The organism is Brevibacillus invocatus (assembly GCF_003710915.1).
Classification (GTDB): domain Bacteria; phylum Bacillota; class Bacilli; order Brevibacillales; family Brevibacillaceae; genus Brevibacillus; species Brevibacillus invocatus.
Genome location: NZ_RHHR01000029.1, coordinates 1 through 23197 on the forward strand (window position 1 = coordinate 1; position 23197 = coordinate 23197).

The 23197-nt window shown below is 52.3% G+C and carries 15 protein-coding genes and 1 pseudogene; 7 read left to right on the top strand and 9 right to left on the bottom strand.

From position 1 onward, the window contains the following. The 3 genes and pseudogenes from EDM52_RS15605 to EDM52_RS15615 all read left to right on the top strand — a co-directional run. Window positions 1-166, top strand: a pseudogene (locus tag EDM52_RS15605) (IS5/IS1182 family transposase); the annotation flags it as partial. 187 nt (window positions 167-353) lie between these two features. Continuing rightward, the gene (locus EDM52_RS15610) at window positions 354-1361 is read left to right on the top strand and encodes a BMP family ABC transporter substrate-binding protein (RefSeq protein ID WP_122909904.1); all 1008 of its coding nucleotides are present in this window, start codon (window positions 354-356) and stop codon (window positions 1359-1361) included. 6 nt (window positions 1362-1367) lie between these two features. Continuing rightward, window positions 1368-3188 (top strand): sensor histidine kinase, encoded by a 1821-nt coding sequence (locus tag EDM52_RS15615; RefSeq protein WP_122909905.1) that lies wholly within the window; start codon window positions 1368-1370, stop codon window positions 3186-3188. A gap of 3 nt (window positions 3189-3191) precedes the next feature. On the opposite strand, the gene EDM52_RS15620 is transcribed toward EDM52_RS15615, so the two are convergent. From EDM52_RS15620 to EDM52_RS15640, 5 genes are all read right to left on the bottom strand, one after another. Further along, window positions 3192-4028 (bottom strand): alpha/beta hydrolase family protein, encoded by an 837-nt coding sequence (locus tag EDM52_RS15620; protein ID WP_245996996.1) that lies wholly within the window; start codon window positions 4026-4028, stop codon window positions 3192-3194. Window positions 4029-4175: 147 nt separating this feature from the next. Continuing rightward, the gene (locus EDM52_RS15625) at window positions 4176-4589 is read right to left on the bottom strand and encodes a S1 RNA-binding domain-containing protein (protein WP_122909907.1); all 414 of its coding nucleotides are present in this window, start codon (window positions 4587-4589) and stop codon (window positions 4176-4178) included. Window positions 4590-4761: 172 nt separating this feature from the next. Continuing rightward, window positions 4762-5250, bottom strand: coding sequence for a VanZ family protein (locus EDM52_RS15630; protein ID WP_245996999.1), 489 nt, complete (start codon window positions 5248-5250; stop codon window positions 4762-4764). Window positions 5251-5355: 105 nt separating this feature from the next. Continuing rightward, window positions 5356-8604 carry an efflux RND transporter permease subunit gene (locus tag EDM52_RS15635; RefSeq protein WP_122909909.1) on the bottom strand — a complete coding sequence of 1083 codons (3249 nt, stop codon included), beginning with the start codon at window positions 8602-8604 and terminating at the stop codon, window positions 5356-5358. After that, entirely contained in the window at window positions 8597-9835 is a 1239-nt protein-coding gene (locus EDM52_RS15640) for an efflux RND transporter periplasmic adaptor subunit (RefSeq protein ID WP_122909910.1), read from the bottom strand. The genes EDM52_RS15635 and EDM52_RS15640 overlap by 8 nt, the downstream gene beginning before the upstream one ends. Before the next feature lie 347 nt (window positions 9836-10182). Here EDM52_RS15640 and EDM52_RS15645 point away from each other — a divergent pair, with 347 nt between their 5' ends. From EDM52_RS15645 to EDM52_RS15655, 3 genes are all read left to right on the top strand, one after another. Next, a complete protein-coding gene (locus EDM52_RS15645; protein ID WP_122909911.1) occupies window positions 10183-10875 on the top strand; it encodes a CoA transferase subunit A in 693 nt (230 codons plus the stop codon). A gap of 40 nt (window positions 10876-10915) precedes the next feature. Further along, a complete protein-coding gene (locus EDM52_RS15650) occupies window positions 10916-11572 on the top strand; it encodes a CoA transferase subunit B (RefSeq protein ID WP_122909912.1) in 657 nt (218 codons plus the stop codon). Between the two features lie 149 nt (window positions 11573-11721). Then, window positions 11722-12402, top strand: coding sequence for an alpha/beta hydrolase (locus EDM52_RS15655; RefSeq protein WP_122909913.1), 681 nt, complete (start codon window positions 11722-11724; stop codon window positions 12400-12402). Here EDM52_RS15655 and EDM52_RS15660 read toward each other — a convergent pair. Further along, the gene (locus EDM52_RS15660; RefSeq protein WP_122909914.1) at window positions 12380-13600 is read right to left on the bottom strand and encodes an MFS transporter; all 1221 of its coding nucleotides are present in this window, start codon (window positions 13598-13600) and stop codon (window positions 12380-12382) included. The two genes, EDM52_RS15655 and EDM52_RS15660, sit on opposite strands and share 23 nt — an antisense overlap. A gap of 123 nt (window positions 13601-13723) precedes the next feature. Here EDM52_RS15660 and EDM52_RS15665 point away from each other — a divergent pair, with 123 nt between their 5' ends. Beyond that, a complete protein-coding gene (locus EDM52_RS15665; protein ID WP_122909915.1) occupies window positions 13724-14611 on the top strand; it encodes a LysR family transcriptional regulator in 888 nt (295 codons plus the stop codon). A 78-nt stretch (window positions 14612-14689) separates the two neighbouring features. On the opposite strand, the gene purU is transcribed toward EDM52_RS15665, so the two are convergent. The 3 genes from purU to addB form a co-directional block, all read right to left on the bottom strand. Next, a complete protein-coding gene (gene purU / locus EDM52_RS15670) occupies window positions 14690-15586 on the bottom strand; it encodes a formyltetrahydrofolate deformylase (protein WP_122909916.1) in 897 nt (298 codons plus the stop codon). A gap of 308 nt (window positions 15587-15894) precedes the next feature. Continuing rightward, complete coding sequence (gene addA / locus EDM52_RS15680; RefSeq protein WP_122909918.1) at window positions 15895-19725, bottom strand: helicase-exonuclease AddAB subunit AddA; 3831 nt, start codon at window positions 19723-19725, stop codon at window positions 15895-15897. Further along, complete coding sequence (addB, locus tag EDM52_RS15685; RefSeq protein WP_122909919.1) at window positions 19694-23194, bottom strand: helicase-exonuclease AddAB subunit AddB; 3501 nt, start codon at window positions 23192-23194, stop codon at window positions 19694-19696. The genes addA and addB overlap by 32 nt, the downstream gene beginning before the upstream one ends. Window positions 23195-23197 lie beyond the last annotated feature (3 nt).

Here is a 23197-nt window from a genome sequence, read left to right on the forward strand (position 1 = left end):
GAATGCCTATTTGAAAGAATTTTTCCAACTGAACAACGTACGCTATCGCACAGGGAAGAGGGCCAAAGTTCATTTTGATTTGGTAACTCTTGTTTATAATGCCGCTAAATTAGCCACTGATCGGATTCGTAACGCACTGGAAAACAAGAAGCCAGTCGCGGCTTAGTTTTTAAAAAAGGATAAAGAAGAGATTGGGGCAGTCTGTATATTTTTAAGATGAGCAATTATGAAATTGATTCAAGTCGAAATGATTACCTTTTGACCCTGCCCTAACTATTTAATTGTAGTACATATGGCTCTCGTAAACTTGTTGGGTGCAAGAGTCGAGTCTTTTGTCACAGGAGGTATGGTACATGCCCGGACTGCGACCGTTTCCCACTCTGTTTATCGGCTTGATTATAGGACTGCTCATCCTCATCACGAGCCAGTTTCTCGTCAGCATGAAGCACATCCAATCGATTAACCAGAATGGACATTCATCCAATAAAATACGTGTTGCCCTGCTGCTGGAAGGCCCCACCTATGACCAGGGCTGGAACAGCAGTGCCTTGGAAAGCTTGACGGAGCTCCAGAAAAAGCTTGGCTTTTCACTCGAAGTCGCCAACAATGTGAAGCCTGAAGAAATTGTTGATGTCGCCCAGAAGTTCGCCTCCAATGGCTATGATCTATTGCTTGGGCACGGCGTCATCTTTTCTGAGCCATTCACGAAGGTAGCCGTCTATTATCCGCAGACTCGTTTTGTCTCTTTTAATGGTGAAGCTCCCCATGAAAACCAGACAACCATTCGCTATGACATGAAACCAGCGGGTCACCTTGTTGGCATGCTGGCTGCCAAAATGACAAAATCTAGTAACGTCGGCTATATTCTCGTGAACAAGCCACCTGAATTCGCACAGGTCGAAGGATTTCGCGAGGGCGTCAAAAGGGTCTCCCCCTCTATTGCGGTGTCGGTCGGGTATGTCCCAGATTTTAATGACCATGCAAAAGCCGTAGAGGTTACCCGTGAGATGATTGCCTCAGGGGTTGATGTCATTTATACCACGGGAGACAGCTTCAATCTGGACGTGATCACAGAAGCACAGAACGCAAAAGTCTATACGATCGGATACATCGCCGACCAGCGATATATCGCTCCTGACTACGTACTCGCTTCGCTCGTGCAGGATGTCGGGGAATGTTATCGCACGATTATGGAACAATTCATCCAGGGCAAACTTCCGCACGGAAAGGTCATGTACGGACTGTCCGAAGGGGTAAACCGCTTTAGTTCATTCGGTCCAATGGTCCCCCAGGAGATACGTGATGAAATCAATCAGGAGTTGAGTAAGCTCATTCAACAGCCTGTTCCGCATGGAGGGTAAAAAATCATGTCTCTCTTCCGCAACCTGGGTTTTCAGAAAAAAATGATGCTGAGCTATCTCGTCATGATGCTGTTGATTGGATGCGTTACCTCATTATTCAGCTATCAAATGACAAAGGTAACTGCAGATGAAATGTATTTGACCCAGACATTGTTGCCGCAAACCAGTGCACTTCTGGAAGTAAAAAATCAGGTGTACGAAAAATCGTACGCCCTGAAAATGTACACGACTACCAGAGATGAATCCTATCTCGACCAGTATTACACCAATCTGATCGACAGCTCCCGATTTGAAACAGTGGCGCCGACCCAGCTGAACAGCGGGCTGTTCTCTACCATCGATTCCATCCGCAAGCTGGACTTTCTGTTTATGAACAAGATCGATCCTCTCTTGCAAGCGAATAACGTGACAGCAGTCAGCTATGTCCTGAACCATGAGGTGCAGCCTCTCATCGAACAGCTGGAGCGGAACCTTTCCTTTTCGCTCGACGAGTTGGAGTATCAGACCAACAAGGAGTTTCAACAGACTACAGACAGCATCGAGGTCTCCTTGATCCTTACTTACTCGGTATCTGTTGCCGCAATCCTATTCGGGTCCTTCTCTACCCTGTACTTCGGCAGGGAGCTGCTGCGGCCGATCCAATCCCTGCTACGGCAGGTTCGTGAGGTATCGAGCGGAACATTCGGCCAGCAAATTGTCTACACCAGTCAGGATGAATTCCGTGAGCTGGCGGATGAAATCAACAAGATGTCGCTCAACATCGCTACGCTCTTTGAACAGGACAAGGCACAACGGCTGGTTCTGACCGAAGAAAGAAACCTGCGCGAGCAAATTCTCAACTCGCTGCCGGTGGGCATCATTACGCGCCCCACTCCTTCTGCCGACATCCATGTAAACCAGCTGGCCAAAAATCTTGTGAAACTCGATGAAAAAGGGTATCCCGTCTATCAGGAATCACCGGAGCCGCTTCTGGACGCAGAAGAATCCTCGTGGTTTGTGAATCGAAAAATGACGCTGTTCAAGCAGGACTGCACTCCTTTTACAGCATTGGTATCCTACGTTCCATTGCACAACCATCATCCACAGGCGGAAACAGGCTGGATGATTGCATTTCTCGATATAACCGAGCAGGAAAAAGTGCAGGAGTACCTCCATCAGTCCGAGAAGCTGGCGATGGTCGGTCAATTGGCTGCAGGCGCTGCCCACGAGATCCGCAACCCTTTGACTGTCATTTACGGGTTCATTCAATTGCTGGAGCAGCGCTTGTCCGAGGAGGAACGGGAACTTCATTTTGTGCCTTTGATCCTGAAGGAAATCGAGCGGGTAAACCGGATTGTGACAGAGCTGTTGATGCTGTCCAAGCCGTCCCTACCCAACTATCGAGAAGTCAAGCTGACCCATGTGCTACATTCGATCCTGCCTTTGATGCGGGCTGAGGCCATGTTGCACGGTGTTCAAATCATGGATCACTGCGACCCGGATACACATATTCACGTAGATGTGGAACAGTTCAAGCAAATCTTGCTGAATCTGATGAAAAACGGCATCGAGGCCATGGAAGAGGGCGGTGTCCTGACTATTGAAAGCCGTGTGGAAGAAAAAACCGTTCACATCGTGGTCAAAGACACAGGGGAAGGCATCGCACCTGAATATTTGGTACGCATTTTTGATCCATTTTTCTCGTTGAAGGAAGAAGGTACGGGTCTGGGGTTGCCCATATCACGCAGGATGGTAGAAAATCACGGCGGAGAGATCAACATCCAGAGCAAACGCGGACAAGGGACAGAAATCGATATCGCTCTGCCCCTTCATCCGAAAAATATATAAGTCTCATCCCTTGTCCTGGTGCCGCGTTCCCTGCTGGTCCAGCCAGTCGAACATGCGTCTGGTATACATCTCTATATCATCACTTTTGAACAAATGGCTGGCACCTTCTGCCAGCCATATTTCATGGGGCTTCCCGTGCTCCTGCAGGGCATTCGCCAGACGATGGGCATGCTCGACACTGACGTTCTCGTCTTCCGTACCATGAATGATCAGCACCGGGCAGGTGAGCTCCGACACTCGATACAGGGGAGTTCGCTCGCGGTATGCATCGACCTGCTTGTGTGGGTGACCGACGATACGCCGCAGCATTCGCCGAAGATCTACGCGCTCCTCATAGGTCAATAATAGGTCGCTGACCCCTCCCCAGACTACCGCAGCCAAGAGATTGGGACACTCCATCGCAGCGAACAAGGCCATGATCGCTCCCCGCGAAAAACCGTACACACTGATCCTTTCCTGATTGACGTAGGGAAGCTGACGCAGCACCTCATAAGCCGAAAAAACATCGTGGCGATCCTCACCACCAAATTCATCGCGCCCTTCCCCGCCTTCATTGCCCCGATAGTGAGGGGCCAGTACGACATATCCAAAAGCCGCCATCTGGCTGATCCTCTCGGGCCTTACCTGTCCCACTCCGCGTATCCCTCCACGACAGTAGAGCAATGCCGGCAAGCCCTTGTTTTCCCCATCTGCGCTCTCCTCCATATCGGGAACAGCCAGCGCAGCTTTGACCTGCAATCCCTGACTTCTGTAATGCACTGTATACAGGGATACGCCGGGAATCACAGCTTCTTCAGCCGTGATCGCTACCTCTGTGAGCCCTTCGTGACTCGTATACACCTTCTCCTCTCCTTTCCGCTGTGATTCATTGCCTAGTATCCGTAGCCTGCTTGTCCTCCACTCACAAAGAAAGCAGGACATACATCCCAAAAGAAAAAGGACGGAGATGTGATCCCGTCCTCTTTGTCTGTTACGTTATGACAAGGCTTAATAGCCACGTTTTGCGTTCTTTTTGTTAATCGTCGCAAGATTTTCTTCGCTGTGCTTCAGCCATTTCTTCAACTTATCTTCAAAGGAAGCAGCGTTATCTCGTCTTGCGTTCCCACCGCGGTCGCCTCCACGATATCCACCACCACGACGCTCTTCGCGTTCCGGACGCTCAGGCGCTGGGAGTGCGGCGCGAACCGAAAGCGAGATTTTACCTGCATCATCAATCGAGAGGACTTTTACCTTAACTTGTGCTCCCACGGAAAAGTGATCGTTGATATCCTTTACAAAACCGTTTGCTACTTGGGAAATGTGAACCAGCCCTTGTTCCGTTTCACTGATTGCTACAAACATCCCAAACGGTTTAATTGCTGTCACTTTTCCTTCGATGATGCTGCCCACTTGTACTGCCATCCAGTTTGCACTCCTTTTAATTTTTCCGAAAAATGGTGAGGGGCTCCAATAGATTCCTCATTACCTTAGTATAACAGAGAAATTCAAATACTGAAAAGCCTATTCTTACTAAGCGATGCAGCTAACCATACAATACTTCCTAGAATGGGTACTTTTCCTACATTTTATTACGCTATTTTCGTACTTGCCATATATTGGATACCACGATACACGCAAGCATGAACAGTGAACCAGAGGCATCCAGCAGGACGTCATTGACAGCTCCAACCCGATCCGGTGTAAAGGTCTGGTGCCATTCGTCCAAGACAGCCGTCCCGAGACTCAAGAATGCACTCCACGGCAATGCGGTTGCAAAAGACATCCAGTAACGCAACACACTGTACCAGCAGTAGGCCAAAAAGGCAAACGTGCAAAAATGAATGCCCTTGCGCATTAAAAACTCGATAAAGCCTGCTGTTCCCTTTTCTTCAACGCTCACTTCTCTGCCGCCGTACTGTAGCGTCACATCCTGAAATCGCGCTTCCCACTTGTTCTCATCTACCATTTCCGCTATCTTCCCCCGCATGTCCTGATCAGCATACGGTTGGGAAGAAGAGATGTACAAGCCGACCAGTACGGCGATCAAAAGCGTTATGTGCAGGAGCTTTCCGTATCTGTGCACCTTGTACCTCCTTTGGCTTTTTCCTGTGTATATCATACATGATCTTATGCAGCTTCGCCTCTATATGCGAAAAGCACCCAATCCATACAGATTGGGCGCTCCCCTTTAAGCATCTTTACCCAGAGAGGAGGAGACTGGCAGGAAATCTTCCTGGGACAACTCCTTCTTCCTATTGCTGGGCGTATGCTTGGAATCTTGCAGCGCTTCTCTTCTCGCCTTTTTCAAGCGAAGGATCGCTTCTTTTTTGTCCTGACGGCGAATACGCTCGTTCTCCCACCAGTTCCACAACGAACGAATCACGATCGGCAGAGACCACTCTCCTTTGACCGTCTGTTTCCATTCAGCGGCAAACTGCATACCGGGAAGCAGCACCATCGTGGTAAAGGCGGCCAGCAGCACCCCAAACAACAGACTGCTCGTAAAGGAAGAGACGAAGCTCCCCTCAACCAGCCAACCGGAGGCCAATGGCAGACAGACGATGAGAATAGCAGCAAACACGACTGCTTGACCGGCTGCCACGCGTGACGTACTCGCACACAGCTCTTTCCAGATATCCGTAGACGAGGTACGATCAGCCAAGATTTGGTCCAGATAAATCAACGACTGCTGAACCATAATCGCCACTGCGGCTGCAATTCCGTAGAAGCCCATGACATTCAGCGGATGGTCCATGACCAGCAGACCCAATGTGGCCGCCCCTGAGATGAGCGGCAGCAGGGCGATGCCAAACATCCCATCCCTCGTTCTTCTCTGCAGCAACAGACTGGCAAGGAGCACACTGACGGCTAGACCCACGATAGCAATCACACGGCTACTGAAATCGTTTTTGCTCGCAAGCTCCTTTTCCAGCTTCTCTAGCTGATCCGCATTCAGTATGGTATACCCTTCTGGAATCGACATGCTCTTCTGTAGACGAAGAGGGATCGTAGATGACATGATATCGAGACGCATCGGAGAAGAGACTGCACTGCTGATCTTGAAGACGTACAAGCCATCTTCCCGGTTGTAGACAGGTTGCGGATCGCCATACGACCAGTCAACCAATTGCTCCAGTGGGACGGCGCCTTCCGGTGTGCGAATCAAGATCTGTTTTACCTGATCCGGGTGGTCCATCCAGTTTTCAGGAAAACGGGCGTTCACTGCTACATTTTTGCCGTTCCAGTGGACACTTCCTAATGCCTGCTCGCCCAAGTATCCCTCCAATTGGCGTCTGATGTCTGCTTCCGTCACCCGATAGCGTGTCAACATGTCAGTCTTGGGGCGCAGATCGAGATACGTACCCTTTCGAGCTTCTCCAATCCGGGCGTCTGTTACAATCTCGCGACCTTTGTCATCCCGCGTCGTCACGCGCAGTATCAGATTGAGAATTTCTTTGGAGATCTCTTCCCCTGGTTGGATTGACGGGCCTTTTACCGTAAACTCCATGCGAGATTTGATTCGGTCGTTCACCACAAGCAAAAACGGATCAGTCCCCGGAATCTCACGCAATTGCTTATCCAACTCCTTGTCCAGTTCGATCAGGGAACGCGTCCATTCGTATTTGTCCTTCATTTGCAGCGTAAAGGCAAGTCGGTCACGAGTAGCGATGGTATACACGTCACGCACTTCGGAAATTCCGCGCAGTCTCTCCTCAGCAATCTGTGCGGCTCGTATCGCATCATCGATCGTGCTGCCCTGCACCATTTCCAAGGTAAGCTTCTTCTCGTCTACCGCTGTGTGCACATAGGGATCGACAAGAACAAAGGAATGCAGCAGTACTGTGACAAATAGGGAGACTGCCAGGGTAACCCCGTACGTCAAATAGCCTTTTTTAACGGTGCTCTCCCAACGATTGAGCAAGTAGCCCGCCGCTTTATTCCGTGGCTTCGCCGTGCGGACGAGTCTCTCCTCGCGCTCTGTGATCCAAGTACCAGCGAGCACGGGAAGGATGAAGCTGTAGACGAGCAGCATAGCCAGCGTACCGAACAACAAGATCGGCCAGGCGCTCTGAAGGACGACTCTGTCCTTTGCCTCAATAAAGTCGGTCAGCATGACACCGAACCAGCAGGCCGTAAGCATCACAAGCGTCAACAGCACCGGTCTTGTCAATGACCAGGATGCCTGTAGACTGGAGCTGACAGTCAGAGTAGATTGATTGTACAGGCGTGAAAACAATGCTGATCCTGCTCCGATATAAAGCAGCGCAAACAGACAGACTGGCGCCAGTGTCGGCAAGGTCAGCGGCAATCCCGCCAGCCACATTCCGCCAAGCAGACTGCCCGTGGCCATCAGAACGCCGACAAAAGAAAGCAGAGCCACCGTTATGCTTTTTTGAATATAGCCGAGGGAAATCGCGACGAGTGCAGTCGCCAGCAAAACCAACCAGGTAAGCTGACTGAGCGAACGGCTAAGCGGCTCCATATTGTCCTCTACCAGATCTAGCTGGTATATGCCGGCTGCAGTTTCGTTCAATTCCTCGACTACCTGGAGAATCTGCGAGCGCATCGTCGGCACCTGTCCTGTTTCCGCCGCGTACAGAGTCACTCCGACTGCAGGTTCCCCGCGATAGACGGGCACTTCCTCTCCCTTGCTGCCGCGCAGATCGCGAATATCTGCCAGCGTCTTCAGGGGTACAAAACCCTGCTGCGTCTCAATCATCTGCTTGCCGAGTCCGAACGGCCCTTCTGTCTCGCTGTACCATTGGACCGTTGTCTGTTCCACTCCTCTGCCAATAGACCCTATCTGATCACCCTTGACCTCAGCGGGCAACTGATTTAGAACATCTGCTGGAGTAAGCCCATAGGCGTGCAGCATAGAAGGACGGAAAAGAATATCTACTTGCTGCCTCGCTGCCTGGGTGTCCAAATCGATCCGAGCCACACCAGGGAGGTTGATCAGCTTTTCATATACGGTAAACTGGGCAACATCGGAAAGCGTCTGAACATCTGCACCGCGCAGCAAGAAATATCCGATGCGACTATCGGCCAGATTGTCCTGTCTGATGCTCCACTCTCTTACTGGCAGCTGCTTGGTTACATCGTTCAGCTTTTTTTCCAGCCGTTCCCTGTAATCTGACCCCAGCCTTTCCGTTGTTTGTACAGTTAGGGTCGATATTCCTTGCCTTGATTCAGCTGTTATTTTCAGCGAACTTCCTAATGAACGGACCGCTGCCTCCACCGGGAGCGTGATCGTCTGATCCACCTCCATAGAAGAGAGCCCTGGGACGGACATTTGGATGGTGTATTCCGGAACAGGCTGTTCAGGAAACTTGCGAATGTCCATCTTCATGAATGCGCCGATGGACAACAGGATGCAGAGGACAGCCAGGATGCGGGCCAGCGATGGTACTGTGGATAAAAACGTCCGATTATTCATTTTCCAGCTTCACCACTTCGCCGTCCACGACATACGAGAGGCCTGATGCCAAGATCATGTCTCCCTGTTCGAGTCCCTGTTTGATCTCGTAGTAGGTTCCGTGTATGGCTCCCACTTCAACCGGTACTTTTTTCACAACCTGCTCCACGATCTTCATGACGTAGTAACCTTCTTCGGAAACTCCGACGCTATTGACAGGAACCACCAGGAGATTGTCCGCTTCCAAAGGATATTCGCAGGTGACGCTCATGCCGCCCTTCCAGTTCACTTCACTGCCTGTAACCGTCACTTCGACGGGATATGCACCGGTTTTCTGATCCATGACGGGAGAGATAAAGGTGACTTTTCCTTCTGCTTGCGTGCCGTCAGCAGATCGAACCGTCACGCTCGCTCCTTGCTGCCAGCTGGCAATCTGCTCTCCCTCAACCTGCAGATTTACCAGCCACGAAGACGTGTCAACCAAACGCATGACCTCACTGCCCGGTCCCGTTTGTTCAGAAGCTGTCTGGGAGATAGCTGCAATAACACCGGAAAAAGGCGCCTTTAATACCGCTGCAGACGCTTCCTGTTTGGCCCGGTTCAGCTGGACATTTGCCTGCTGGACACTGACATTGGCCGCCTGCATATCAAGCTGGTCGGCTCCTTGCAACAGTTTGTTGTAGGCTACTTCTTCTTCCTGCAGACTGAGCTTGGCTTGTCGTTCGGCGAGTGCCAGTCGGTCCAGTTCATCCTTGGAGATGGCGCCGTTGTCATACAAAAGCTTGGCCTGAGCATGATCCTCAGCCGCTTTTACCGCCAACTGCTTGGATTTCTCGACCTGTAGCTTCTGTGTTTCCAGCTCATGCGATTTGGGTCCCTGGATGGCCTGGCTTCTCCGAATATTGGCGCTGGCTACCTGTCCCTGCGCAGCGTTGATTTCCTGCTGCCACACCTCACCATCCAGAATCGCCAACGTCTGCCCGGCCTGGACGAACGCCCCCTTTTGCACCTGGATGCTGGCAATTTTGCCGGAGGTGCCAAACGACAGAGACAGCTCCTGACGCGGAGTCAGTACCCCGGACAATTCCAGCTTTAGTCCGTCTCGCTTGTTCGCTACCGTATAAGCATTCACGGTCTTTACTTTCATCACAGTCTCTTCCTCAGTTCGCTTGAGCTGCTCGATTTCCCCCTCCAGCTTTTGGCAGCCCACCAGCAACAAAGCCGCGAGCGAAAGACTGATCCACTTTTTCATGCTATCAACCCCCGCGCCATCATGTATGGCTTCTCTATCTTTTTCCATGACAAATGATCATAATAAAATAACTGACAAAATATATTTTACAGAAATAAGAGATAGTTGTATCATTTTTCAGTTATTTTTTATAATTGTTTATACATTGACTGAGAGGCCTGTCTGAACAGGAAGGAAAACGCGATTTCCTTCCTTTTTTCTAGCCGGGGAAAACTGTCACTCTTTTGTAACTCAGAACCTTTATAATAACGAGAGAAGGAAAAAAACGTGTAGTTGCTGTAAAAGGCTAATGTCAGCGCTTACACATTTTCCATTATCATCATCTTTTTATGGTGGGAGTGATCGTTTTGGCAAAAATTTACACTTCATACACAGACATTGTGGCTGATATTCACGATGGAGCCACCCTCTTGGTTGGTGGATTTGGACTCGTAGGAATTCCCGAGAATCTGATTATCGCACTGCGCGACAAAGGGGTAAAAAACCTGACTGTCGTCTCCAACAACTGCGGCGTCGACGACTGGGGTCTCGGCCTCTTGCTGCGGGAAAAACAAATAAAAAAAATGGTCTCTTCTTATGTGGGAGAAAACAAAGAGTTTGAACGGCAATTCCTCTCCGGCGAGCTGGAGGTTGAATTAACCCCTCAAGGTACACTGGCAGAGCGCGTTCGTGCCGGCGGTGCTGGTATCCCTGCTTTTTATACGCCTGCTGGCGTAGGTACACCAGTGGCTGAAGGCAGAGAAACGCGTTCATTCAACGGCAAGGAATACTTGCTTGAGCATGCCATCACAGGTGATTTTGCTTTGGTCAAGGCGTGGAAAGCAGACAAGATGGGCAATCTCGTCTTCCGAAAAACCGCGCAAAACTTCAATCCGATGATGGCCGCAGCGGGCAAAATCACGATCGTTGAGGTAGAAGAGATCGTGGAAACCGGCGAGCTGGACCCGGATCAAATCCATACCCCGAGCGTTTATGTCCAACGCGTGATTCAAGCTCCATCTTTTGAAAAACGTATCGAGCGGCGCACAATCCGCTCCTAATCCTAGCCGTAGAGATTTCAATCAAGGGAGGAAACAGATGATGTCGCTAACTCGTGAACAAATCGCCATGCGTGCCGCCCAAGAGGTGGAAGATGGCTTCTATGTAAACCTAGGTATTGGAATGCCGACACTGGTAGCCAACTACATCCCGGAAGGAAAAACCGTCGTGCTTCAATCCGAGAACGGTCTGTTGGGAATTGGACCTTATCCGAGTGAAGAGGAGCTGGACCCGGATCTGATCAATGCAGGTAAAGAAACCGTGACAGCCATTCCAGGCGCAGCTTACTTCTCCAGTGCCGAATCCTTTGCGATGATCCGCGGAGGTCATATCGACCTGGCGATTCTGGGTGCGATGGAAGTATCGGAAAAGGGCGACCTGGCCAACTGGATGATTCCAGGAAAAATGATCAAGGGCATGGGTGGCGCGATGGATCTGGTGCATGGCGCAAAGAAGATCGTCGTGATTATGGATCATGTGAACAAGCACGGAGAAACCAAAATTCTGAACGAATGCGCTCTTCCTCTCACAGGAAAAAACGTGGTGAACCGCATCATCACGGATCGCGCTGTCATGGATGTAACACCAGATGGACTGGTCTTGCTGGAAGTGGCTGAAGGCTTCACTGCCGAAGCTATCCAGGCATGCACCGAACCCAAGCTGATTGTTTCCCCGAATCTGAAAACCATCGGCGTCTAAGCATGAGACAAAACAAAAGCTGACTTCATCCTCACGATGAGTCAGCTTTTTACTTATTTTTCCACTTAGGTGGCGAATCGCTTTTCATTCTTCAATCGTACTATAATACAGAAATGAACCATCGCCCTCATCTTGAAAGGAGACGCATCATGTCCGAAACAGTCGGTTGCCTCATCATTCACGGTTTTGCAGGAGATATCCATGACATCCTCCCACTGGCCAAGCGTTTGCGTGAGACGGGGTACCAGGTGGAATGTCCGACTCTGGAAGGACACGGGATGACCCGCCGTCACCTGGCAAAAAGCAATCGACAAGACTGGATTCGTTCCGTTGACGAAGCGTACAAACGTCTCTCCATGCGAGCTGACACCATCGTGGTCATCGGTTTTTCGATGGGGGGGCTGCTTGCCTTCCACATCGCAACCACGTATCCGGTCAAATTGCTGATTACATTGAATGCACCGTATAAATACTGGGATGTCAAACAGGCAATGCGCTATCTGCGAGCCGATTTCCGTACCCACTCGCGCCGGTATGTGTCTGGCATAAGAAGGATTCCGTTTCGCAGCATGATCCAGTTTCGCCGCTTGCTCTCGGAAACCAAACCTCTGCTGCCTCAGGTGGCCGTGCCGTATGTTCTGCTGCAGGCGAAGCGGGATGACACGGTGCATGCTGTCAGCGCCACCTTACTCGCAAACAGCGTAGGGAGCGTAGAATCCACCCAGGTCACCTGGTACGAGCAGTCCAATCACATGATTTTGCACGGTCCTGAAAAGGAAGATGCGATCGAGCAGGTCCTCACCACCATCAGAGAGCATTGCTCACACTGATTGCTTTCGCCTCACGGACACGCAGCCAGACCATCCCCATCAAGAGCATGACCAGGGCGATCCCGCCATACATCAAGTCCAGACCAAAGCTGCCATCCATCCAATAGGCCAGCAAAGGTCCCAGTGCAGCACCCATATCGGTTACGACAGAGTACGTAGTCATCATCGCCGTACTGTTCGGCTGTTTGGACGCTTCATCGGCTGCCCAGGTATCCATCAAGGTCGTCAGAATCGTAGCCGTCAGCTGAATACCGAGCAGCATGAGCACCCACCAGGCAAAGCTAATCGGTGTGTGGAGCAAGCCAAACAGAAGCCCTGCTGCAAACATCGTCCCAACCAGCAATGGCTTTCTTCCATAAGCATCAGAAAGCCTTCCAAACCAGGGAGCAGCCCAGGGCTCCCATCCCCATCGGGCGCCCTGGAATATACTGGCCATGACAGCGGCTCCGATCACGATGCCCCCAACCACTGTAACAGGCTGACGCAATTCGATCAGCCTGCTTAACGTGGAGGCAAACACTCCTTGATAGGCCATCGCAAGCAAAAGCCCACTCATAAGAGTCACCAGCACACTTCCCTTTTTCCACGCAGGTGTCTTGACTGCCAGAGGTGCAAAGGACACCTCTACGTCGGATGGATTGGACTGACGGATGTACACAAAAATCAGTGCCAACGCAGGTAAAACCAGTGCTGCAAATAAAAGCGAGGTCGCCTGCATGCCAAACTGCGCCACCAGCAGGGCACCAGCTACCATCCCCCCCAGACTTCCGAGTCGATACAATCCGTTGTACATCCCCATCAATTGCCCGCGATTATGCTCAGTGGAGACCGAAATGATCAGCGTGTACGCCCCTAACCGCAGAAAGGTCCACGCAATCCCCCATAAACAGCGCAGCACAAGCCAAATCCAAAACCCCTGCAGCGCATATCCGGCTGTGGTCGCTAATGTCAGCATGACGGCTATGATCAATCCCGTTCGCACTCCCGAGCGTTCATACCATTTTCCAATCAAAGGCCCCAGAGGGATGCGCACCAGCCGATTCACCGAAAGCAGGATTCCCACCTCAAACAGAGACATCAATCCAATCTCTCGCCAATAAATCGGCAAAACCACGTACAGCATGGAATCTCCCAAGAGACATAGGGCGGTAACCAACGCTATCGCCCTCACCTGTTTCTTTCCGCAGCTTTCTTTCATGATCAGGCTCTTCTCCTTTGCTTCGTCCGCATTCTATGCTATACAGTACTAAAGAAGAAGGAATCAAATCCAATACATCTTTGCGCATCACTCATAAGCAATACTTATGAATGGGGAAAAATGATGAACCTGCACGCACTGCGAATTTTTATAGAAGTCGCCTCCAAAGGCAGTGTCACCGCCGCTGCCGATGCCCTGTCGATCAGCCAGCCAGCTGTAACCGCACAGATACGCAAGCTGGAGCAAGAACTGGATCTTGTCTTGCTTACGCCACAGGGACGCGGAATTGCCCTGACGCATGAAGGGCGTTTTCTCTTCGAAAAAGCCGAGCGGATCTTTGACTGGGAAAAAGAAATTGAGGAGCAGCTGGCACAAATCAAGCAAGGCACCATCGGGAAATTGCGAATCGCTTCCACTTTTTTACCGTCTCTTTACCTGCTGCCCAAGTGGCTGGCTTCCTATAAGCAGCAGTATGAGCAGGTCGAGGTAGAGATTCGCACCGGCAACTCTCAGCAATCCATCGAACGCCTGATTCGCTGTCAGGCTGATCTGGCCATCATTACCAACGAGACGTGGGATGATCGTCCGATTCGACGCCATCATTTGAAGGATGTCTTCTTTTGGTTTATCGTGCCAGCCCACCATCCGTTCGCAGGACAGGAAGTAACCTTAGACAAGCTTGTTCAGGAGCCTTTTTTACTTCGTGAGCAAGGAAGCTCTTCCCGCGAGCGGCTCTTCTCGCTCTTTCGCCACCACGGAGTCCAGCCTCCAAGGGTCGGCTTGCAATACCACGGCCTCGTGGAATCCATCCAGTCGGTACGCGCCGGGTATGGAACGATGCTGGCTCCGGAGCTGGCTGTGCGGGAGCTGGTAGAGCGCGGAGAAGTCGGCCGTGTCTATTTGCCTGATATCGAGATCAAGCGCCCGGTCTATCTTTGCCTGCGCGAAGAAGATGGATCCCCTCTGCCTGCTGTTACCCGATTTTTGGAGATGCTGCTTTCGGCTCCTTAACTCCCCATATTGAAAGAGGGCATCCCTTCAGCAGTTCAAATCTGCTGTCGGGATGCCCTCTATTTCGTCCTCTATCTTTTATGGGAAAACAATTGTCTTGTTCCCGTATTCCAGCACGCGGTCCTCCAGATGCCAGCCGACAGCACGCGCCAGTACGGTACGCTCTACCTGACGTCCGAGCTGCTTCAGCATCTCCACATCTTCCTGATGGCTGACGCGCTGAACATCCTGCTCGATGATCGGACCCGCATCCAGCTCTTCTGTCACGTAGTGAGCGGTCGCCCCGATCAGCTTCACACCGCGACGATATGCTTGCTCATAAGGCTTTGCTCCTACAAAGGCAGGCAGAAACGAGTGATGGATGTTGATGATGCGCATCGCGTAATCCTCCAGAAAACGCGGCGACAGAATCTGCATGTAGCGAGCCAGGATGATCAGATCTACTCCCTGAGCCGCAGCCAATTGCGCTTCTTCCGCCTCGGCCTTGTTCTCCTTGGTCACTGGAATGCAATGATACGGAATGCCGAAGGACTCAACGGTCTCTCTCATATCCTCATGATTGCTGATTACGACCGCGATATCTGCGTGCAGCTCTCCTGATTTCCAGCGCCACAGCAGCTCGAGCAGACAGTGGTCCTCCTTGGAGACAAAGATCGCAACCTTCTTGCGCTTTTTCGCCTCTACCAGGTACCACTCCATCCCGTAGTTCTCAGCAATTGGCCAAAACGCATCCTTCAGACCCTCCAGGCGATCTGCCAGGTTGACCAGATCGAACTCGATACGCATGAAAAAACGGCCCGTTTCCGGGTCTGTTGTATATTGATCCGACTGGACGATATTCGCGCCTTGTGCAAACAAAAAGTTCGAGACGGCTGCCACAATCCCCGCTCTATCCTCGCATGAAATCAACATGCGGGCACGGTCCTTGTTTTTCTGCTTGTAAGCTAGCCATTCTCTCTCTGACAAACGATGCATGATTTATTCTCCTCCATGAAAAATAGCCAAAAGTTGTTTGCAATTATATCATTTCCTATCGTACTTGCCATACCCAAATGATCTGCAAAATGATCCCTGATCAATAAAAACTTTTCTTTTACTATCGATTTCCAATTCCGTTCATCTTGCATACAACCACCCCACCACGTTTGTGAAGTGAGTAATCACTCGCTAATGAAAGCAAAAGAATACCAGCTTGTTTAGTGAGCTGGTTTTATCCTCAGAGAGTGGGAACGATTCAGTCAAGTTTGAGCTGTTCAAGAGGGAAATATGCATATTCAGGGTTTTCAGGAGATCCTTACCGAAAAACCTCCCGCCAGCATGAAGAGATGGCTTTCCAGCTGATCGTGGCTCTTGCCTGTAATCTGTTGAATGGCCCTCCCGTACAATTTCAGTTGCTCCTCATAGCGTCTGGTAATCTCTTTTATGACTTGTGGAGTTGGCTCAGCTCCGATCCAGTCCGATTTGAAGTCGATCAGAAGCAGATTTCCATCCAGCTCTTCAATCAGACAATCAATCACCCCTTGGACGATGACCTGCTCATAGCTGTCTCCCAAATCCGGCTCAACTTCATTTGCAGGAATCGCCAAGGTAAAAGGCAGCTCGCGATGCACGATTTTTGCCCGTATCATCCGCTGTCCCAGTGAAGTCGCAAAGAATCCGGCAAGCCCTGCCACATCTACTGCCCGAACCTGCTCCTCGGTCAAAAAGCGCCTTGCAGCCAGTGCAGCCACCTGTTCGCTGATATCAGCTTCATCCAGCGAACGGCGTAAATCCAGATGCTGCATAATCAAATGGGTGAGGGTACCTTTCTCCGCTCCGCTGAGTCGATGCGGCTTTTGCTCTGTCAAAAACTTGGGCTTCTCCGTAATGGAAGGCAGGGAAAACGACTGGCTTTTCACCTTTTCCTGTGCGCGGCGCCTCAATTCGCTGACACTCCACCTCGCTGCCACAAGCGGAGCCACTTCATGCGGGTCGCTCCAGCCCAGGAGACGATCTACCAGCTCGCGCGACTTCTCATCTGCTGGTCGTTCTGCAACCTCTTTGCGCTCCGTCAGCTGCTCCCAGCTCGCCAGGTCATGCTCCGATAGGGGTGTCCGCGTCCGCAGCTCATCAGCCTGATAAAAGTGGAACGACCAGATCGATTCGTCTGGGATCGTCGTTACCCGTACTGCTTCTCCATCGCCATGCTTCTCGGGGTAATCCCGCAAAGGTCCTGCCTCCGGATGGCGCATTAAAGCTCTGCCTACCCAATCGAGATAGCCTTTTGCCCGGACCAGATCTTCGTCTATCAGACGTTCCCCTTCTCCCTGGCTCCCCCAGTCGGAAATGCTCTTCGCCAGATTTTTCGAAGAACCAAGCAAGATCAGCTTTTCCCGTGCCCGTGTCAGAGCTACGTACAAAACCCGCATCTCTTCTGCCAGCAGATCGCGACGCAGCTGCTGCCGAATCCCCAATGCTGCCATACTCGGATAGCGCACCTGAGCCTCCTCGTCCACAGCCATCGGACCAAAGCCCAGATCCTTGTGCAAGAGGAAGTGACTTTTCAAATCCATCGTGTTGAATTGCTTGCCCATCCCTGCCACAAACACGACCGGAAACTCCAGCCCTTTACTCTTGTGGATGGTCATGATGCGCACCACGTCTTCATTTTCTCCGACGGTCCGCGCCTCTCCCAGATCGTTGCCTGCTTCCTGCATGCGGTCCACAAAGCGAAGGAATCGGAACAACCCCCGATACGATCCTGCCTCGTACTGTATGGCTCGGTCGTGCAAGGCTCTCAGGTTGGCTTGGCGCTGCTGACCGTTCTCCAAGCCTGCTACATAGTCGAGGTAACCCGTTTCCCGATAGAGTGTCGTCAAAAGCTCAGATAATGCCCCTCTTCGGGCCTGTGTCCGCCATTTGTCCAGCTGGGTGAAAAATCGATGCAGATCACGTTCCCAGCCTTTTGTTACAGGCTGCTCCTGAACGTACTGCATGACTGCCTGATAAAAAGGACCAGACGGGTACTGAATGCGAATGTGAGCCAAATGCTCCTCTGCCAGCCCTACGATCACAGAGCGCAGCACACCTGCCAGCGGGATGTCCTGCATCGGATTGTCAATGACCCGCAGCAGCGAGAGGACTGTATCCACTTCTGTCGTCGCGAAATAACCTGAGGTTTGCTCGGCGTAGACTGGGATGTCCGCAGCCACCAGCTCCTCTTGCATCGTTTCTCCCCATCCGGAGGTGGCCCGAAGCAGGATCACGATATCGCGGTATGCCAACGGGCGCAGACCACCTGTCTTTTTATCAAACACGAGCTGCGGCGCTTCCCCTTCTCCCGGCTGCATCCAGCGGCGAATCCGCTCTGCGATCAATCTCGCTTCCAACTGAGCTGCGCTTGCTTCCTCTGCCACCTCAGCGTCCGACTCACTGCCTGGGACAGAAGATTCCGCTTCTTCCGTACTCTCCGTATAGGCATTCGTCTCCCTTTCCCCAGACGTGTCAGATCGATCAATCAGATGCACCTCCACACGCAAGCGGTCTCGCTCGACCTCCGGATAGGAGGCTCGGTTGATCAATTCTGCAGATCGGTCGTAATCAATCTCCCCCACACCTGGCGACATAATCTGCCGGAAGAGGTAGTTGACGGCATCCACCACTTCGCGCCGACTTCGGAAGTTGGCTGCCAGATCGATACGCCAGCCCTCATCTGACTGACACGACATTTCCTGGATATCCGTTTGATAGGCGAGGTACTTGTCCAGAAAAAGCTGAGGCTCTGCCAAACGGAAGCGATAGATGCTCTGCTTCACATCCCCTACCATGAAGCGGTTTGCTGAACCGTTCGTCTCCACATCGCGCGATACCATCTGCAGGATCGTCTCCTGAACCAGATTGATATCCTGATATTCGTCTACCAGCACTTCAGCAAACTGTTCCCTGAGCTGCAGGGCGAGTGAAGATGGACGTATCGTTCCGGTCTCATCCGGCTCGGTCAGAATCCTCAGGGCCAGATGCTCCAGATCGCCAAAATCCACCAGAGAGCGTTCCCGCTTTGCCTGCTGAAAGGCTTCTGCAAAAGTCGCAACGAGGCGTGCCAGCGTCTGCATATGCTCTCCCAACCGGTTCAAATCTGCCAGATACTGCTGGACGGAAGTGGTAAAATACTGTTCTTTCAGGTCAGCAATCGCTTTTTTCACAGCGTTGCGCAAATCCTGGACCTGCTCCTTCACAGCAGGATCGGTACCTTTCACTGGCGGCAGCTTGGCAAAAACGACTGCCCGCACCGCCTGTTCCACAGCTTCCCAACCATCGTGACAAGCCTTTCGCGCACGAGAAAGGGCGTCTGCCTCAGCCTCCAGCAAGGGCAGATAGGCAGCAGGGCCGTCTGCCGAAGCAGCCAGCTCGACAGCTCTGCGCATGCTTTTCTCCATGCCCCCCAGCTCGAGTGCCAGAGAACGGCGAACACTTCTGGTCCATTTCAGACCATCCAGTCCTCTCTGCTCATCAACCTCAAACATCCGGGCCGCATCCGTCAGCCAGCTCTCCGGATTGGGATGGCTGCGTGAAAACTCGTACAGGCGAAGCAGCAAGGATACCAGCACCTGATCGTCCTGACCATCAAGCATGACATTTGCCAGGGCATGAAATGCTGGGTCGTGCTCGTACCAGTCCTCCAGCTGCTCCTCCAGCGTATCCTGGCGCAAGAGGTCCCCTTCCATCTGGTCTGCGATGCGAAAATCAGGGTCGAGGTCGATCAAATAGTAATACTGCCGCAATATTCCTAAGCAAAAGGAGTGCAGGGTGGTGATCGTAGCCCGTTGCAAGAGAGCGAGCTGACGACGCAGATGGGCGGAGTGAGGGTCTTCTTTCAGCGCCTTGCGCAGCGCATCCCCGATCCGGTGACGCATCTCGGCGGCAGCAGCATTGGTGAACGTCACAACGAGCAGCTGGTCTACCCCGATCGGCTCCGCTGTATCCATGATGCGTCTGATGATTCTCTCTACCAGTACCGATGTTTTACCGGATCCTGCTGCTGCAGCGATCAACAGGTTGTTGCCGCGACGGGTAATCGCCTGCCACTGTTCATCGGTCCACTGCTCAGGCTTGGTCTGTATGGGCTGCTTGTCCATCCAAATCTGCCTCCTCTCCTGTCATCTGCTGGGCGATCATCTCCCAGATCTCCTTGTTGTTCCACTTGGGCAGCAGTCGATGCTGATTGCCCCCTGTCTGTCCATCAAAGTGACAAACCGGCTTGTACGCGCAATAGTCACATGCCGTCATCGTGCCCTTCGTGTACGGTTCGATCTGGATATCACCGTTTGTCATGCGCGTGCTGATATCTTTCACCGTCTCGCGCACATACTCGGTCAGAGACTCAAATTGGTCGACGGTCGCCACAGAAGAACGGGACGACAGCGTTCCATCCTTTTTGATCTCGAATGGCACAAGCTCAGAAGCTCCCTGTTCTACCTCAGCGTCCATCATTCTCGCAAGCTCCGTGTCCGCGAGCATCAGGCCCTTCATCCTCAGACGCTTGGCCCTTTCCTTCGCTGCTTCATCCGCACTGAGCATTCTTTTGGCGGTGATGAACGGATCTGCTACCTGATAGTAGAAGACGCCGCCCATTTCAGCTTGCTTGCCCAGCCATTTTTGAGAGTTGGAGACGACGACATCCAGGTAGACGAGCAGCTGCAGGTTCAGCCCGTTCCATACATCCGAAAGCTGCAGCTGCTTGGAGCTGGATTTGTAATCGATGACGCGCAAGTAAGGAGTCTCACTGTCCAGTGATTGGTCGACCCTGTCGATTCGTCCGATCAGCTGCACCTCCACTCCATTTTCGAGAGAAAGTGCAAGACCAGGCAAATCTCCTTTGGGGCCAAACGAAACCTCCAGTCCAATCGGTGCAAAGCGGCTTCTCTTGGCGTGCTCACCCAATACGTAGATCGCTCTGCCGACTGCCCGCTTGAGCTTGCCAGACAAGAAGCGGTAGCGTGCCGTCCTGTTCAGGATGCTGCTTCTCGTCGCGGGAACGAGTTCTTCCACCACGTCGCTAGCCAGCTGCATGCTGTTCGCTTCCGTCAAGCGCCCCCATTCCAGATTCTCCTCATTCATCTTCTCGACAGCCCGCTTCAACGAGGCGTGAAACAGCTCACCCACATCAAAGCGCTCCAGCTTGTAGAGTGTGCGCTCTGACAATCGCAGCCCATGCGACGAAAAATGGGAGAACGGACAAGAGGAGAAACGCTCCAGCCTGGACACGCTCATCCGCAGCTGCTGTCCGTACAAGCCTTTACTCGTCTCCTGGCGCAGCTTGCCAGGCCGGTTCTCATAGCGAAGACCTGACAGCAGCCATTTTTCCCGCTTCTGATCCTCTGATGAACGTAAAAACCAGTCGTAGACCTCCCACCAAAAAACAGGCAGCTCCCCGCTTTTTTTCATGGTCCTGACCAGGGTCAGCAGATGACTGAAGACACGGCGAGGGTTTCCGAGCAGAAAGGCGTCCGACTCGGGATTGCCAGTAGGTTCGTTGTGAAAAACCTGATGCGAGACATCGGGAAGCACCTCTCGTATTCGAGTGAAAACCGTCGATGGCAACAGTGCCTTTCCCTCGTGATCTGCCAGCGCGCAGCTGATCAGCAAACGCTCGGAAGGACGCGTCATCGCTTGATACAGCAGATACGGCTCGGCCATCAGTCGCTGTTTGGCGCTCGGTGCCAGCTCGACCCCCATCTCTCCCAGTCTTTCGCGTTCAGCTTCGTCGAGGATTCCGTCTTCCTTGGGACGCAGTGGGATGACACCTTCATTCACCCCAAGCAGGAACAACGCCTTCACATCCGGTTGCCTGGAGCGTTCCATCGATCCGATCAGCACCTGATCCAGCGCTGGCGGAACCAAGCCCATCTCGATTGTCTCCAGACCGCTGTCCAATACCCGGGAATAAGTGGACAGCTCCATCTGTTCATCGCCCATGACCTCTACGATCTGATCCATCAGTGCGATCAGACCATTCCATACCTGACCGTGTACCTGGGCAGTCTGCAGATCTCTGTCTTTCTCTGCCTGCTGCTGCCAGCGTTCAAGCTTTTGTGGAGCATCCAGCGCAATCAACAGCTGATACAAGGCAGTCGTCATCTCACGCACATTTTCACCTGACGCTCGCTTCATTTCACGCTCAAATTGCAGCAGGGGTGCCGCATATTTGCGTCGCAGGGAATCAATTTGTTCATCCTCCTGCGCTCCCGCCGCTCCGCCAAACTGCCAAGCCGAATCCGCCCCCCACTGGCTGCCGTATACGCCATGTGCCAGCACATAATTCTCCAACATGTCGATTTCCTGACGCGCAGCGTACTCTTCGTCTGCAGCCAACAAATCTGTCTTCAGACAGCGGAAAACGGCATCGTAGCGCCAGCGTGTCACGACCACCTCCAAGGAGGAGCGTACCAGCTCGACTAAAGGATGGTGCAAAAGCGTCCGCTTCTGGTCGAGGAAGTGAGGAATTCCGTAATCCGTGAAAACGGCGCTGATATCATCCGCATAAGTGCCAATCTCACGCAAAAGAACACCCATGTCCCGCCAGCGGTAGCCCTCCTCCCTGGCAAGCGAGAGGATTTTCAGCGCTACAGCCTCTACTTCTGCACGGCGATTGACTGCAGAAAGCAGGGCAACCTCGTCCTTGCGCTTCGGATCAGGCGCTTGTCCCGGATCCCCCCACTGGAAATAGACGTTCTCCAGTTTATTCAACCAAGGGCTATCCACAAACCGATGCGGCAGGGTCAACAGGATCGGGGTCTCGATGGCAACACCGTTTTCTCTGGCGATCATCTTCAAAGCCTGATAGGTTCGCCACGACGGATAGAACAAATTCAGCTCATCCAGCTGCTCATCCCGTTCATCCGGGTCCAGTGTGAGCGCAATCGTCACCTGACGGGCATGCAGCATCAACTGCTCGATCAGCCGCAATTCCTGATTGGTAAAGCCCGTAAATCCGTCGATGAAAATCTCTGCTTCGCGGATGTAGGCAGAGTCGCATACTTTGCTGGCGACACGGTTGAGTATATCCTCTGCATCGCAGTAGCCATCGGCCAGATAGCCGTCATACAGCTCCATCATCAGGCGTAGATCCCCGACTTTTTGATTCAGGCTGGCTGTTCCCCACTCCAGATTTTCCGAGTGGGCAAAGCTTGCGCCGTACGATTTGCACTCGCTGATCAATCGACCGAGCTGTGCCGTAAAACCTGGCTGCAACGCAGTACGGCCAAAAACTTGGAGCTCGTCTCGATGGCGCTCCAAAAGCATCCGCAGCACCATGTTTTTACCGAGATCGTCGACAGGAATCAGTGTGAGATCCCCCAGCTCCTGCATGAGGCGATGAGCCAGCCGGCCAAAGCTGAGCACCTGCGAGCCCATCATTCCTCCGTAGCCGGATTTGACAGCCAGCTCATACTCCGCCTGGAAGCTTGCCTGCTCCGGAACCAGCAGGATCATCGGAGAGCCCAAAAGCTTCCCCTCTCGCGTCTCATGTATTCGATTAAACAACTGCTGGTGGACCGCCGCTGTCTTACCCGTACCGGCTCGTCCCAGTACAAATTGCACCGCCATACT